Raw genomic sequence first — 13629 nt, 5'->3', positions numbered from 1 at the left:
GCGGCCATTTTAACTTCATAAGGAAACATAATAAAACCCCTTGAATTAGATTTCTCCAATTCAAGGGGTTCAGTTCATTTTTGGAATAGTTGGTCTTTTTCGTTAAATGACAGGACTCAGCCGCTAAAGCTTGAAGTGGTTGTGAACTTTCTTCGGCTCTGTCTCTACCAGTACATTACCGTTATGAATGGAATACAGAATCTCAGACCGTTCATTTAAAGCATTATAAAAATTATCGTTGTTCATGATAATGCAATCGGCAGGTTTGCCAACTTCAATCCCATAGTGGTCTGTGACGTGCATCGCCTTGGCCGCATTGACGGTCACAAATTTGTATGAATTCATAATGTCATCGTAGCCCATCAAGTGGCCGACGTGAATTCCCATCTCAACGGGATCCAGCATATTGCCATTACCCATCAGATACCAAGGGTCCTTGAGATCATCCTCACCGAAGGCAACGTTAATGCCATCCGCATTGAGCTCCTTGACCCGGGTCATCCCCCGGCGCTTTGGATAGGTGTCAAAGCGGCCGCCCAAGTTGGTGTTCACCAATGGATTGGCAATGAAGTTAATATGAGACATCTTCAACAATCTAAAGAGTTTGTAAGCATAGGCATCGTTATACGAGCCCATTGCAGTGGTGTGGCTGGCGGTCACTTTTTCGCCCATCCCACTTTCCAATGCCAAGGTTGCCAAAGTTTCCAGACTGCGAGATTGAGGATCATCGATTTCATCGCAATGCACATCGACTAATTTACCTTTTTGTTCCGCCAACTTCATCAAGAATTGGAGTGAAGCCACCGCGTATTCATGGGTAAATTCAAAGTGAGGAATCCCCCCAATTACGTCAGCACCCATATCGGCAGCCTCGGTCATCAGCTCTTTGCCATGAAGAAACGACAAAATTCCTTCTTGCGGAAAGGCAACCAATTGCAGTTCAACTTGATCTTTGATTTCATCACGAACTTCAATCAAGGCTTTCAGAGCGGTCAAATTAGGATCGGTAACGTCAACGTGACTGCGAATAAACTGAATCCCGTTGGCAACTTGAATCTTGATCGCTTTTTTGGCCCGAGCCTTCACGTCTTCAACTGTGAGTTTCTGCTTCCGCTCGCTCCAGATCCGAATCCCATCAAACAGAGTACCACTTTGGTTCCATTCCGGATCACCGGCTGTCTGAGTGGCATCCAAATGCACGTGCGGATCCACAAATGGCGGTAGCATCAATTTATCAGTGACATCGATCACTTTTTCGCCATCAGTTGCTTCAATTGAGGGCGAAATGTTAACGAATCGGCCATTTTCAATTCGGACATCTTTTGTTTGGTCATCATTTTGAATATGAACATTTTTAATTAACATGTTAATTCCTCACAATCGTTATTTTCACAACTATTATAGCGTATTTTCGGATTATTCGTTGGGGCTTTTTGAGTGGAATGTGAGATAATGAACGCAGACAATATAATCGAAAGGTTCTGATCCATTGGCATCTCGTTATCGACTTGCTTTACCACAAATTTTGACACTGGGATTTTTAACAATCATTTTGATCGGTACCATCCTGTTATCATTACCAATCTCCAGTCAGTCTGGCCATATGACCGGCTACATCAATTCGTTTTTCACCGCCACCTCTGCCACCTGCGTCACCGGAATGACGGTCGTGAATACGGCTATCCATTGGAGCCTATTCGGCAAAATCGTCATTTTGATGCTCGTCGAGATTGGCGGTCTGGGCTTCATGACATTTGCGGTCCTGCTATTTGTTTTCATGCGCCGTAAAGTTGACCTGACCACTCAATTGCTGACCCAACAATCGCTTAATTTGCAATCATTCGCAAATACCCGGAGCGTTGTTTTTCTCGTGGTCCGGTTATCCCTGGCGATTCAATTGTTGGGAACGGGTCTGATTTTCATTGACTTTTATCCCCGCTATGGGTTCGTCAGGGGGCTGGGGTACAGCATTTTTCATTCGATCAGCGCCTTTTGTAACGCGGGCTTCGATCTGTACGATAATAGTTTGGTTCGGTTTCAAAATGACCCTTACCTGTTGTTTGTCTTAACCCTACTCATCATTTCGGGATCGCTTGGATTTCTGGTTTGGAAGGATATCCTTTTCTACCATGAAGATCATTATTTAAGCCTGCACACTAAATTAGCGTTAACCACTTATTTAGGATTGATTGTGATCAGTTTTATCATCTTTATGCTGACCGAAGCTAACTTCAGCAGCCAAAACCACTTGAGCTTCTTTGACCGGCTGATGAATTCTTATTTCTTCTCGGTGACCCCCAGAACGGCCGGATTTTATACGGTCCCGTTAAACAAGATTTCAATGGGCGGAATTTTCTTCACCATGATCCTCATGTTAATCGGCGGAACTCCCGGCTCAACTGCTGGTGGGATTAAAACCACCACTGTTGGCATTCTGCTCATCAGAGTTTGGGCAACCCTTAGAGGGAAACGAGATGCTAATTTCTGGGGCCGCAGATTTACGAACGATAATGTGTCAAGATCACTCACCCTGGTATTCCTGGTTGCCGTTGTACTTTCAATTGCGACGTTGATTTTAACCTTCACTGAAAAAATTCCAAGAACATTTGGGTTGGAGTATATCCTGTTTGACGTCGTCTCGGCATTTGGCACAACTGGCTTCACTTTGGGACTAACCCCACATTTGAGTATCATTGGCAAATTGATCTTTGCAGCCCTGATGTTCATGGGCAGAGTCGGCATTTTCACGGTGATGTACTCGTTGCTAACGTCAAAGGGGCCAGAAGATGCCTTTCGATATCCGGAGGAAAATGTCATGATCGGGTAAGTGTGCGCAACAAAGCGGTTAATAACCGGAACGTAAGTCTCCCATAGTGTAAGCCCTGGGCTTTGGGCTTACACTATGGGTGCTTATGTGTAGGTTATTGCTTTGTGGAGCATTATTCCACTATGTCGCCTAGAAGCTTACACAGGCTGGTGCTTATGTGCAAACTTTTGCTTTGCGGAGCAGTCTAATCTGGGTTATCGACTAACAGTTATAACGCCTCTCCACCACCAAATTAATCAACAAGGAGCATTCCTACATGAAAAGCAATTACGCCGTCATCGGTCTCGGCCTCTTTGGCAGCAGCATCGTCAACACTTTGCTAGCCCATAATCAAGAGGTTCTGGTCATTGACAAAAATGAAGAACTCGTCAACGAATTTCGGGACGTCGCAACCGAGGCAGTCGTCGCCGACACCCAAAATGAATTAGCCCTCAAGCAACTTGGAATTGGCAATTTTGACAATGTCTTTGTTGCCATCGGGACTGATTTGGAAGCCAGTATTATGACAACCATGATTTGTGAGGAACTTGGGGTTAAAAAGTTAATCTGTAAGGCTGAGAATGCCCGTCACGCCAAAGTCTTGGAACGATTAGGCGCTGATGAAGTGATCCAGCCTGAACGCGACATGGGTAATCGAATTGCCCTTCACGTGATGCAACCCAAGATTCTAAACGACCTGAGAATTCGCGGTGAATTGGCCGTCGTTGAATTTGAATTAACTAATTCCAAGTTTTTCCACAAATCCCTTCAGGAACTCAATTTCACTAACCGCTACGGTATTCAAGTGATTGCCCTTTCCCACACAAACGAAGCTGGAGCAGAGATTCCCAAGTCCGCCACGGCCATCCAAAAAGGTGACATTATTACAGTCATCGGGACAGAGAAGGACGTCGAAAAGTTCGAAGATTTAGCCACCAAATAAAGAAATCAGTTCACCATTTCCATCTGGACCGCGTCGAGTGCTGACGCGGCCTTTTTCAGTAAATGCGTGCTAAACTAAAGTTAAACATCAACCAAAAGGGGGGGCTCAAAATGGATCAGGTTTTACTCCTAACCATCATTTTGGCAGCAGTTGTGGCAGCCAACATCCTTGCGCGCCACGTTTCAGTTATTCCGCTGCCATTCTTTTTAATTTTGTTAGGATTCTTACTTGCCGGCTTGCCGGTCTATAACAACTTTCATCTGGATCCATCAACTTTTGCCCTGGCGATTATCGCCCCAATGCTGTTTAATGAAGCCCAAAATAGCTCACGGTTCTGGATTGGGCGATCAATTACCAATATTCTGTCATTAGCGGTTGGGCTCGTCGTGTTCAGTGTGCTGGTTATCGGCAGTGGCTTGCATTTCGCCTACGCGTTCCTGCCGCTAAGCCTATGCTTTGCATTATTGGCAATCGTCACGCCAACCGATGCTTCGGCCGTTAATTCAATTTTCGAGGCCAACCCGATCGCTGAAGAACAAGCAGGGATCCTACAGCATGAGTCTCTGTTCAATGACGCCGCCGGGATTGTCATCTTTGATATGTCACTGACTGCCTTTATATCAGGCTCGTTCTCGTTAGACTATGCTGTGTTCTTATTCTTATGGGAATTTCTCGGTGGCCTGCTCTTTGGTGGGTTGATTGGGGTTTTAATTGTCAGTGTTCGGTTATTTTTAATTCGTTATAACGATGATACCCCATTGATCATGGTCTTGATCCAACTTCTTACACCATTTCTAGTTTATTTGTTAGCTGAAAAGCTAGCGTTCTCTGGTATTTTGGCGGTGGTAGCAGCCGGATTGGCTCAAGGATCTGAACGGGATAAGCTGCGGCTGACGTCTTCTCGGATGCAGGTGGTCACCAGCAACGTCTGGGAAATCATTTCGGGAATGCTGTCAGGGGTGGTCTTTGTCCTATTGGGCCTATCACTTCCTGAAGTGACCCGGGCCATGCATCAATCCGCCAATCCTAATTTCACCATTGTTAAATTGATACTAATTGGAATTTCAATTTATCTTATTAAAGGTGTCATTCGACTCGTTTGGACGCGGTACTTACTCAAGCGGCGGACAAAATCAGCCCATGAATGGCGAGATAGCTTGGTCATGGCGTTAAGCGGGGCCAATGGAACAATTACCCTTTCGTTGGCGTTTTCGATGCCTAACACGATCGATGGTCAGCCATTTATTTTCCGAGGGCCCTTAATCTTTGTTGCAGCGGTGATTATCCTGACCAGCTTAGTGATGCCAACAATCTTTGTCCCCGCTATTTTGCCAAGTCAATCAACCAATCAGCCAAGATATCGCTGGGTCCGTCGCATGATTCAAGCAGCGATTAGCGATTTGGTTAAGGAAAAAGACCATCCGGCAGAAGCTCAGATTGTGATTGATTCACTCCAACAGCAATTGGTCCTCGATAGTACCCCGAACATGCGATTGCGGCGCCAGTTAATGAGTGAGAGTCATCAAGTCGAGCTCGATGCGGTTAAACAATTATACACAGATGATAAAATCACCCAGGAAGAATTGACTTACTACAGTCGCTTTTTGAAATTAAACAACTTTTCTGCCGATGAAAAGATTTGGAAAAATGTGCTGTTGCGGATCCGGTTTAGCCTGCATATTGGGACCTTATATAAAAACCTCAACCGGGCCCAGGAAGCATTTCTAACTGCGCCAGTTGCGTTGGAGGAAGTTTATTGGCGCGAACAATTTGAAAAGCACGGCGAAGACATCCTCCCAATTGAAAAGGCCGGCTTTGATGCGGTCATGAATTTTTTGAAGACCAAGGATCATGAGAGCGGCGTAGAAGCCAATATGGTTAAGCGCTTCTATCGAACGAGGCATCGTCGAATTCATGAACAAGACGTCGATAGCGACATTGTGTATCAAATGTTTATGCGCGCTTTTCACAGTGAATATGAATTAATCCAAGATTCACTGCAAACCGGAAAAATTGATTCGGCACTAGCAGAAAAACTCCAGCAGCGCATTTCAACCGATGAAATGACCTATTTGCAGAATACGGAATTGTTCAAAGGTTAGTATGCGTAGCAAAGCGGTTAGGAATCGGAGTGTAAGTCTCCTCGAACAGAAATTCCGGTTTTGGGAATTTTTGTTCGAGGTGCTTACATGCAGATTCCTGCTTTGCGGAGCATCATTCCTCTATGTAGCCAAATCATATTCATCAAATCAATCAACCATATAAAAAATCCCGACCAGAAATAAATTCCGGTTGGGATTTTTTAATTACTTAGCAGGCGTCTGCTTCAAGAAGTGTTGCAAATCTGCTAAATCTTTGTTTCGCTTAAGATCGTTCTTACGGTTAACTGGACGACGTCCTTGTACGCCGTGTGGATGACAAATACGCATAATTAGACTCTCCTTATTTATTATGACTCTTTATAGATTCCAATAGACTAAATTATTATAATACAACTTGATGGCTGAACGCAAATCAATCTCAAATTTCTCTTTGATTTTTCATTAAATATGGTATTGTTAATAGTTAAGAAACGATATGAGGTGAATTATATGGCAAACGAATTTCCACAAGCTCTAACAATTGCAGGTTCAGATAGTGACGGAAGTGCCGGGATGCAAGCTGATCTCCACACCTTCTTTAGGCGCAAGGTTTATGGTACCTCGGTTATGACTGCTTGTGTTGCCGGTAACAGTTACGGTATTCACGACGCAGTCAACTTACCTACTTCATTTATTGACAACGAGTTCAAGGACCTTGCCGACGACTACCATGTTCGAGCGAGCAAGACGGGGATGCTTTCCGACTCTGAGCTGATTCGCACGGTGATCAAGAATTATCAGAAGTACGATTTTGGCCCATTAGTCGTTGATCCCGTTATCACCACCAAGCACGGCAACATGTTGCTCGAACAAAGTGCCTACAAAACGCTGCGGGATGAGTTAATTCCCCTTGCCTACGTCATCACGCCGAACTTTTTTGAAGCTCAGAAATTAGCTGAGATGGAAATTAAAACTGAGGACGATATGAAAGCAGCTGCCGAGAAGCTCAAGCAACTCGGAGCCAAAAATATCGTTCTTAAGGGCAGCCATCATGACCCCCATCAAACCAAAGTATCAGACTACATTTTACTTGAGTCTGGCAAGAGCTTCTGGCTGACTGGAGACTTCTACCCAACTGAACGAAAGAACGGTACCGGCGATAGCTTATCAGCCTGTATTGCGGCTGAATTAGCCAAAGGAACCGATATCGAACAAGCTGTCCGAATCGCCAAAAAGTTTGTCGACGTTGCCATCGCCAATGAAATTCAAGTTGGTCATCAATTTGGCCCAATCAATCACTGGGCACCGGCTGACGAACTTTAAACAGTCAATCAAATTAACTGGAACCATTTCAAAATCATGCTATCATTTTGTTGGGTAAAATTCCCACATTGGACTTCGAGTCCGCAGCCCTAATTGGCGCTTGCCGTCGGATAATAAAGGGCCATGTCCTTCAGCTTCTACTACATCAAAGAAGCAAGGCAGTCATCTTTTAGGTGGCTGTTTTTATTTTGGAAACCTAGTTGTTACACATCATTATCGATAATTGATTGGTATCGGCATTTAGCCAACTTTAAATCCCTAACAAAATCCCAATGAATTTTGTTAGGGATCAAATTTATCATGAAATTATACGTTAGCATAATCATTATTTCTTTTGATCAAAACTGTCATCCCCATTTTCTAGAAGATAACGTTCCACTGCTTGCTGATCTTTGATTTCTGGAATATTAGATGTTCGGACTTCTCGGGCGATCTCAAAGTTCAGCTGATCATTGTTGGACTGGGAAAGTTCAAATGGTACTTCCCCTCTGCAACAATTTTTTGAGTAAGGCTTTAATTGATGTCGCTTGAGAAATACCAATGTCAGCCAAGACTTCATTCACATCATCATAGAGATCCTGATCAACTTGAACCTGAATTCTCTTTTTGCCTTTCGTTGCTCGTGACATTTTGATCACCTCGATAATATTCTATCAAAAATGGATAACAATCTCTTCTGGATGATCTTTTTTAGCTCGGAAGATCCCTGGCTTTAGAAGGCTGCTTTGTTACGTTTATTAATAACTTTTTAGAGTTAATAATTCTTATCAATGGCCGCATCCCTACCACTTATCTGGGCTCCAAATCCGCTCATCAATCTCATCTTGAGCCTGGCGGATTCGTTTGTCCTGCTCGTTAACCAGCGCTTTGGCGGCCGTTAAAACCGATCGATTGATAAATGAGGACTCCCCCTCTTTCAGTTGCCCGAGTTGATTTTTTAGCCAGTCATTTGTCTCACTCATCTTATTCCTCCTGATCACGAATCATTTTAATGTTTACTTTTAGATCATCAATTTGGTCCTGCTGAGCCTCGATTGAACCAATGATGAGGTCCAACTTCTGCTGGTCAGCCGCCGACTTTTCCTGTTTCATATGAGTCAATCGGTCAACCAACCATTTCTCCCGATTGTCTAGACTCAATGGCATCTGAGCACTCACATACTGTAAATAATCGACCAATAACAATTCTTTTTGATCTTCTTCCAGGTAGCCGAACTGATTCACCACAAACGGTTTCAGGTAAGTCATCCCGGCCTTATTGGCAAACGCTTCAAACGGCCGCAACAGTTCGGAAATCGTGAAGTGTTCACTGCCACCCGCTTGAAATTCCGCCTCAGCATCGCCTAAGGTGACCACAATCCCCAGTTCTTTGTTCCGCAGCAAATGATTAGCCACCACAAATTTCCGGGTAAAAACATCATCCATGTATTGCTTCAAACTGGCCGGTGATGAATACCAATACATCGGAAATTGGAAAATAATGCGTCTGTATTTTGTAAGCTGCTGCTGTTGTTGCTGGATAATATCTATTTTAGTTTCCTTATATAGGTCATCGATATACTCAAAATCCACATTTGCTTGGGATTTTCCAGCAGTTTTTAGAAATTCCTGAGTAGCCGAATCCGCTAACTTGGGATGGGAAATTAGAATTAATGTTTTCATTTTTGACCTCTTCAAAATTCTTTTAATTTTTAGTGGGAAGCGCTTCATTTCTATTGTAAACTATGGGCAGAAACTAACAAAGGAGGATTTGCTATGTCAGAATATAAAGCTCATTCAGAGTTGCGCAACATTGGTGCTAAGACCGTCCATACCGCTCGCCTGCATCGATTCACATCGGACACGCCAACTGAACATCATGGCACCGATACTGGCCCATCACCCGTTGAGTATTTGTTAGGGGCATTGGGCGCATGTTTGGGTGCCAGTGCCGCCGGTTACGCGCACAGTCCCAATTATGATATTAAAATTGAAAAGTTCGCTATGGATTTCATTGCCGAAACAGAACGCTATCCAGATAAATCATCAAAAGTAACCAAAATTCATGTCAAAATTGACTCCAAAACTAATTTAAGTAAGGAAGAAAACGAGAAGTTTGTCGAGAACGTGATTCATATTTCAACCATTCATAACACCTTACAGGATTCAGTTGAGTTTTCATTTGAAATTAGTAACGATTAGTTTAGATAACAAAATGTGTTAGCACTCTAGACTATGAGTGCTAACTTTTTATTGATTTATTTGAATATTTATTTTAAAACGCTGATAATACAACGTTTATATCAATAATGTTCTGAACACATTTCTTGAACCCATTACATATATATGATATTATATAGTTGTTCGAGAGGGGAACAAGGATTCCCCCACTGGAACGTTTTTTAAAATTCAGATAATTAAAGAGTGGGTTCTCTAGGCTGAAATTTATAAACGCTTGGATTTGCTTACTCTTTTAGGACAGCTCCGCAAAGCAGAAGCTTCCACCTAAGCACCTTATCCAAAATCCCAGAAGCGGGGATTCCTGAATAGGGCGACTTAGGTTCCAGTTTCTAATTGCTTTGCTCGGCTCACTATACTAGGACAACTCTGCAAAGCAACAATCTGCGCGTAAGCACCTCTGAGAAAAATTCCAAAACCAGGAATTTCCCTCACAGGAGACTTACGCTCCGATTGTTAACCGCTTTGCTCCGCTCACTAAATTTTATGGGGGTATGCATATGAATAATGATATTTTCGGTGATGATGGTTTTGATGACATTTTCAACGACCCGTTCTTCAAGCAAGCCCTTGGAGATTCTAACGGCCGTCAGCAAATGCGCCAGCAACCCATCCAGGTACAAGAACGCCAACCTCAAAATAAGAAAACATTGTTAGACGAATACGGCACTGACTTAACCCAGATGGCTAAAGACGGCAAGCTGGATCCGGTTATCGGCCGTGACAAAGAAATCGAACAAATGGAAGAGGTCCTCAGTCGTCGGACTAAGAACAACCCTGTTTTAATCGGTGAAGCCGGGGTTGGTAAAACGGCGGTTGTTGAAGGCTTAGCCCAAAAGATCGTTGCCGGCGATGTTTCAGAAAAGTTACTTAATAAGAAAATTATTTCGATTGACGTTGTTTCACTAGTTCAAGGTACTGGGATCCGTGGTCAGTTTGAGGAACGGATGAAGAAATTGATCGATGATGTTTCAAAAGACAAGAATGTGATCCTCTTCATCGACGAAATTCATCAAATCATTGGTGCCGGATCAACCGGTGAAGGTGACAAGATGGATGCCGGCAACATTTTAAAGCCTAAGTTGGCTCGGGGTGACTTCCAATTAATTGGTGCTACGACCAGCAATGAATATCGCGACATTGAAAAAGATCAAGCCTTAGCTCGTCGGTTCCAACCAATTATGGTAAATGAACCAAGTGAAAAAGACACGTTAACGATCATCAAGGGCTTGGCACCAAAATATGAGAAGTTCCACCATGTCACTTATACCGATGATGCTTTAAAGGCTGCTGTTTCCTTGAGTAACCGTTACATTCAGGATCGAATGAACCCTGATAAAGCCATCGACTTGATTGACCAAGCCGGTGCCAAAGTTGCCATGGGCTCATCATTGACGAAAGACAAATCAACTTTGCAGCAAGAAGCTCAACAGCTTGAAAAAGACAAGCAGGCTGCTTCTTCCAAGGATGATTTCGAAAAGGCCGCTCAATTACGTGACAAGCTTGATCAGGTCAATGATCAAATTAAGAATATCGATAACGGCACTAAAGTTGAAACGCCAAAAGTCACTCCTGAAGTCATTCAGGCCGTTGTTGAACGTATTACTGGTGTCCCAGTTACCGATGTTAATAAGAACGAAGTCAACCAGCTCAACAATCTTGACAAGGACTTGAAGAAAGAAGTTATCGGCCAAGATAAGGCATTGGATGCCATTTCAGCGGCCATTCGTCGTTCACGAGTTGGCTTTACGGAAGGCAATCGTCCAATTGGCAGCTTTCTGTTTGTCGGTCCTACCGGTGTTGGTAAGACGCAAACGGCTAAAGCCCTTGCTAAAGAATTATTTGGCACGACCAAAGCAATGTTCAGGTATGACATGTCAGAATATATGGACAAGATTAGCGCAAGTAAACTAATCGGTTCAGCTCCTGGCTACGTTGGTTATGAAGAAGGCGGCCGACTAACCGAACAAGTTCGTCGTCACCCATACAGCTTGATTCTCATGGATGAAATTGAAAAAGCTCATCCAGATGTATTGAATCTGTTGCTGCAAATATTGGATGACGGTCGTTTGTCCGATGCTCAAGGCAGAACCGTTGACTTCAGCAATACCGTCATCATCATGACCAGTAATGCCGGTCAAGGTGCCAATGACGACAAGCAGAACGTCATCGACAGATTAAAGCCTTACTTCAAGCTTGAGTTCTTGAACCGAATTGATGATATCATCCAATTCAATTCATTAACCAAGCCAGACTTGTTGAAGATCCTTGACCTGATGCTCAACGATTTGAACGCATTAGTTAACAAGTCACGAGGCATTCACTTCACTGTAACTGATGATGCTAAGAATCAATTAGTCGACATGGGTTACAGCAAAGAACTTGGTGCTCGACCAATGCACAGAGTGATCACCAAGGAAATTACTGATAAATTGACGAACAGCTATCTTGCAAACCCAGACGTCAAGGACTTCACGGTTGGTTTGAAGGATAACGCAATTGATGTTGAACCGGCTAGCAAGCAAGTTGCTGCTTAATCGGCATTAACGCAACGATAACAAATTTAAAGTAGCGCCCGGCTAATTGACGAACGGTTAGTCGGGCGCTATTTGTGTACGTAGTTTCAACTACTTAGAATATTTGGTCGCCAAACATTCCGTAACCTTAAGACTGTTAATCAGCCTATTTTCACGACTTGCCTGTTCAAAGGGCACCATTTTTTCAACCCGGTTCGTCAGCAAAACAACTGCGATCAAAACAGCCATTCACATTTACTAATATGGTCTCTCCGAATCAAACCAAGAGCATCTGTGATATCATATCATTAAGGATGATCAATTATAGATGCAAGTAACCGATCAGGAAAAGTTATCCAATTAAGCAAGGAAAAAAATCGAGGTGATTTAGCATGCCAAGTCAAATCAAAGACCCTAAGAATGAACAATATTTAAATGATTTACTTGAAAGCGTCAAGGAAGTGCCAACGTCTGAACTGTTGAATCACGCATTATATGAAAAAGACCCAGCTAAAAAGGCGGTCTTTAAAGCCTTATATGAATACGTTATTGATGAACGGCAATCTAAAATCATTAATCAGAAAGGGTTTGTTATGTAGTGCCTCAACCAATTTACATTATTGTTGCAGGAGTTAACGGGGCCGGCAAAAGCACCCTTTATCAAACAGATCCCGATCTGTTTCTAAATACCCATCGATTAAATGCCGATGAAATTTTGCGAAACAACGGTGGTGATTGGCATCTCTTAAAAGATAATTTAGCAGCGATGCGTCAGGAGGTAACTCTCCTTCATCAAGCCTTGAATCGGCGGGAATCTGTTCATATTGAAACCACGTTAGCTGGAAATGGAATACCCACCTCAAATTAATTCAAAAAGCCCATCAACAAGATTTTGAAGTTTATTTACTGTATGTGAGTCTTGAAAATGTCCAGCTTGCACTTGATCGGGTTCAAGAGCGTATTAATAAGGGTGGGCACGGCATTGCACCAGAACTAATAAAAAAGCGCTACAAACAATCTTTGAACAACCTCATACCAATTAGTGCTGAAGTTGATCAGGTTAAAATTTTTGATAACACCCAAAAATTAAAATTAGTTTACGCTCGGAATCATCAAAAAGTCGTTGAAAACAATTTGACCAGTTTCCCTTGGCTGCCTCCCGAATTACCAATGAAATAGCATTTATCGCTACAGGAATTAATAAAGCCAATTACAACGACACTTATGTAATGGCTTTGTGGATGCCGTCTTCATTGCATCGACAAAATCGTTGCAGTTGACATTGGCTAATTTAGGGGTTATAGTATTGTTAATGTGTTTTAGGTTTCCGAGTTTCAAAGGTACTTGTTTTATAGTTTTATGAAATAACTTCCTTGGAATCACGTTCAACTAGATGCATTAAAAAATTAAGTATGCGCTCAAAGCGCAAGGAGGTTTCATATATTATGAAACAAGGTACTGTTAAATGGTTCAACGCTGATAAAGGTTACGGCTTCATTACTACTGACGATGGTGACGTATTCGTTCACTTCTCAGCTATCAACAAGGAAGGCTTCAAGTCATTAGACGAAGGCCAAAAAGTTACCCTTGACGTTGAAGACAGCGACCGTGGACCACAAGCTGCTAACGTTACACCAGTTGAAGACTAATTATAGACTTTAATAAAACTTTGAAAGAATCAACCAGAAATGGTTGGTTCTTTTTTATGCTTAATTCACTTTCAGCTAACAAGTCAAAGCCATG

General features: G+C 42.8%; 15 protein-coding genes. 10 read left to right on the top strand and 5 right to left on the bottom strand.

Going from position 1 to position 13629, the window contains the following annotated elements:
• Window positions 1-123: 123 nt before the first annotated feature.
• The gene (gene codA, locus QUF07_RS07220) at window positions 124-1365 is read right to left on the bottom strand and encodes a cytosine deaminase (RefSeq protein ID WP_289427086.1); all 1242 of its coding nucleotides are present in this window, start codon (window positions 1363-1365) and stop codon (window positions 124-126) included.
• A gap of 124 nt (window positions 1366-1489) precedes the next feature.
• Between codA and QUF07_RS07215 the strand changes: the two genes are divergently transcribed.
• From QUF07_RS07215 to QUF07_RS07205, 3 genes are all read left to right on the top strand, one after another.
• Complete coding sequence (locus tag QUF07_RS07215; RefSeq protein WP_289427085.1) at window positions 1490-2827, top strand: TrkH family potassium uptake protein; 1338 nt, start codon at window positions 1490-1492, stop codon at window positions 2825-2827.
• Window positions 2828-3083: 256 nt separating this feature from the next.
• Complete coding sequence (locus tag QUF07_RS07210; protein ID WP_217164479.1) at window positions 3084-3749, top strand: potassium channel family protein; 666 nt, start codon at window positions 3084-3086, stop codon at window positions 3747-3749.
• A gap of 110 nt (window positions 3750-3859) precedes the next feature.
• Window positions 3860-5851 (top strand): cation:proton antiporter, encoded by a 1992-nt coding sequence (locus tag QUF07_RS07205; protein WP_289427084.1) that lies wholly within the window; start codon window positions 3860-3862, stop codon window positions 5849-5851.
• A gap of 204 nt (window positions 5852-6055) precedes the next feature.
• On the opposite strand, the gene QUF07_RS07200 is transcribed toward QUF07_RS07205, so the two are convergent.
• Window positions 6056-6178: a hypothetical protein gene (locus QUF07_RS07200; protein ID WP_283812284.1), complete on the bottom strand. Its 123-nt coding sequence runs from the start codon at window positions 6176-6178 to the stop codon at window positions 6056-6058.
• A 162-nt stretch (window positions 6179-6340) separates the two neighbouring features.
• On the opposite strand from QUF07_RS07200, the gene thiD reads away from it, so the two are divergent.
• The gene (thiD, locus tag QUF07_RS07195; protein WP_217164482.1) at window positions 6341-7153 is read left to right on the top strand and encodes a bifunctional hydroxymethylpyrimidine kinase/phosphomethylpyrimidine kinase; all 813 of its coding nucleotides are present in this window, start codon (window positions 6341-6343) and stop codon (window positions 7151-7153) included.
• Between the two features lie 470 nt (window positions 7154-7623).
• Here thiD and QUF07_RS07190 read toward each other — a convergent pair whose 3' ends face one another.
• The 3 genes from QUF07_RS07190 to QUF07_RS07180 form a co-directional block, all read right to left on the bottom strand.
• Window positions 7624-7782 (bottom strand): hypothetical protein, encoded by a 159-nt coding sequence (locus QUF07_RS07190; protein WP_249778481.1) that lies wholly within the window; start codon window positions 7780-7782, stop codon window positions 7624-7626.
• Between the two features lie 153 nt (window positions 7783-7935).
• Window positions 7936-8115, bottom strand: coding sequence for a hypothetical protein (locus QUF07_RS07185; RefSeq protein WP_217164485.1), 180 nt, complete (start codon window positions 8113-8115; stop codon window positions 7936-7938).
• Between the two features lies 1 nt (window position 8116).
• The gene (locus tag QUF07_RS07180; RefSeq protein WP_217164488.1) at window positions 8117-8815 is read right to left on the bottom strand and encodes an NAD(P)H-dependent oxidoreductase; all 699 of its coding nucleotides are present in this window, start codon (window positions 8813-8815) and stop codon (window positions 8117-8119) included.
• A gap of 93 nt (window positions 8816-8908) precedes the next feature.
• On the opposite strand from QUF07_RS07180, the gene QUF07_RS07175 reads away from it, so the two are divergent.
• From QUF07_RS07175 to QUF07_RS07150, 6 genes are all read left to right on the top strand, one after another.
• Window positions 8909-9334, top strand: coding sequence for an OsmC family protein (locus QUF07_RS07175; RefSeq protein WP_289427082.1), 426 nt, complete (start codon window positions 8909-8911; stop codon window positions 9332-9334).
• Between the two features lie 530 nt (window positions 9335-9864).
• Complete coding sequence (locus tag QUF07_RS07170; protein ID WP_289427081.1) at window positions 9865-11907, top strand: ATP-dependent Clp protease ATP-binding subunit; 2043 nt, start codon at window positions 9865-9867, stop codon at window positions 11905-11907.
• Between the two features lie 371 nt (window positions 11908-12278).
• Complete coding sequence (locus QUF07_RS07165) at window positions 12279-12485, top strand: hypothetical protein (protein ID WP_217342375.1); 207 nt, start codon at window positions 12279-12281, stop codon at window positions 12483-12485.
• Window positions 12485-12754 (top strand): ATPase, encoded by a 270-nt coding sequence (locus tag QUF07_RS07160; protein WP_289427080.1) that lies wholly within the window; start codon window positions 12485-12487, stop codon window positions 12752-12754. Before QUF07_RS07165 ends, QUF07_RS07160 begins: the two co-directional genes overlap by 1 nt.
• Window positions 12755-12798: 44 nt before the next feature.
• Window positions 12799-13065 (top strand): hypothetical protein, encoded by a 267-nt coding sequence (locus QUF07_RS07155; RefSeq protein ID WP_289427079.1) that lies wholly within the window; start codon window positions 12799-12801, stop codon window positions 13063-13065.
• Window positions 13066-13331: 266 nt separating this feature from the next.
• Window positions 13332-13535: a cold-shock protein gene (locus QUF07_RS07150; RefSeq protein ID WP_054748735.1), complete on the top strand. Its 204-nt coding sequence runs from the start codon at window positions 13332-13334 to the stop codon at window positions 13533-13535.
• The last annotated feature ends 94 nt before the right edge of the window (window positions 13536-13629 follow it).

This window comes from Lentilactobacillus sp. TOM.63 (genome assembly GCF_030361045.1).
Classification (GTDB): Bacteria; Bacillota; Bacilli; order Lactobacillales; family Lactobacillaceae; genus Lentilactobacillus; species Lentilactobacillus dabitei.
Note: the sequence above shows the minus strand (reverse complement) of the source record. Positions and strands in the feature narration are given on the sequence as shown.

What these genes read in the sequence shown, in the direction of transcription:
- codA (WP_289427086.1), bottom strand. Translation starts at nt 1,365, where the DNA reads ATGTTAATTAAAAATGTTCATATTCAAAATGATGACCAAACAAAAGAT.
- QUF07_RS07210 (WP_217164479.1), top strand. Translation starts at nt 3,084, where the DNA reads ATGAAAAGCAATTACGCCGTCATCGGTCTCGGCCTCTTTGGCAGCAGC.
- QUF07_RS07205 (WP_289427084.1), top strand. Translation starts at nt 3,860, where the DNA reads ATGGATCAGGTTTTACTCCTAACCATCATTTTGGCAGCAGTTGTGGCA.
- QUF07_RS07200 (WP_283812284.1), bottom strand. Translation starts at nt 6,178, where the DNA reads ATGCGTATTTGTCATCCACACGGCGTACAAGGACGTCGTCCAGTTAAC.
- thiD (WP_217164482.1), top strand. Translation starts at nt 6,341, where the DNA reads ATGGCAAACGAATTTCCACAAGCTCTAACAATTGCAGGTTCAGATAGT.
- QUF07_RS07190 (WP_249778481.1), bottom strand. Translation starts at nt 7,782, where the DNA reads ATGTCACGAGCAACGAAAGGCAAAAAGAGAATTCAGGTTCAAGTTGAT.
- QUF07_RS07185 (WP_217164485.1), bottom strand. Translation starts at nt 8,115, where the DNA reads ATGAGTGAGACAAATGACTGGCTAAAAAATCAACTCGGGCAACTGAAA.
- QUF07_RS07180 (WP_217164488.1), bottom strand. Translation starts at nt 8,815, where the DNA reads ATGAAAACATTAATTCTAATTTCCCATCCCAAGTTAGCGGATTCGGCT.
- QUF07_RS07175 (WP_289427082.1), top strand. Translation starts at nt 8,909, where the DNA reads ATGTCAGAATATAAAGCTCATTCAGAGTTGCGCAACATTGGTGCTAAG.
- QUF07_RS07170 (WP_289427081.1), top strand. Translation starts at nt 9,865, where the DNA reads ATGCATATGAATAATGATATTTTCGGTGATGATGGTTTTGATGACATT.
- QUF07_RS07165 (WP_217342375.1), top strand. Translation starts at nt 12,279, where the DNA reads ATGCCAAGTCAAATCAAAGACCCTAAGAATGAACAATATTTAAATGAT.
- QUF07_RS07150 (WP_054748735.1), top strand. Translation starts at nt 13,332, where the DNA reads ATGAAACAAGGTACTGTTAAATGGTTCAACGCTGATAAAGGTTACGGC.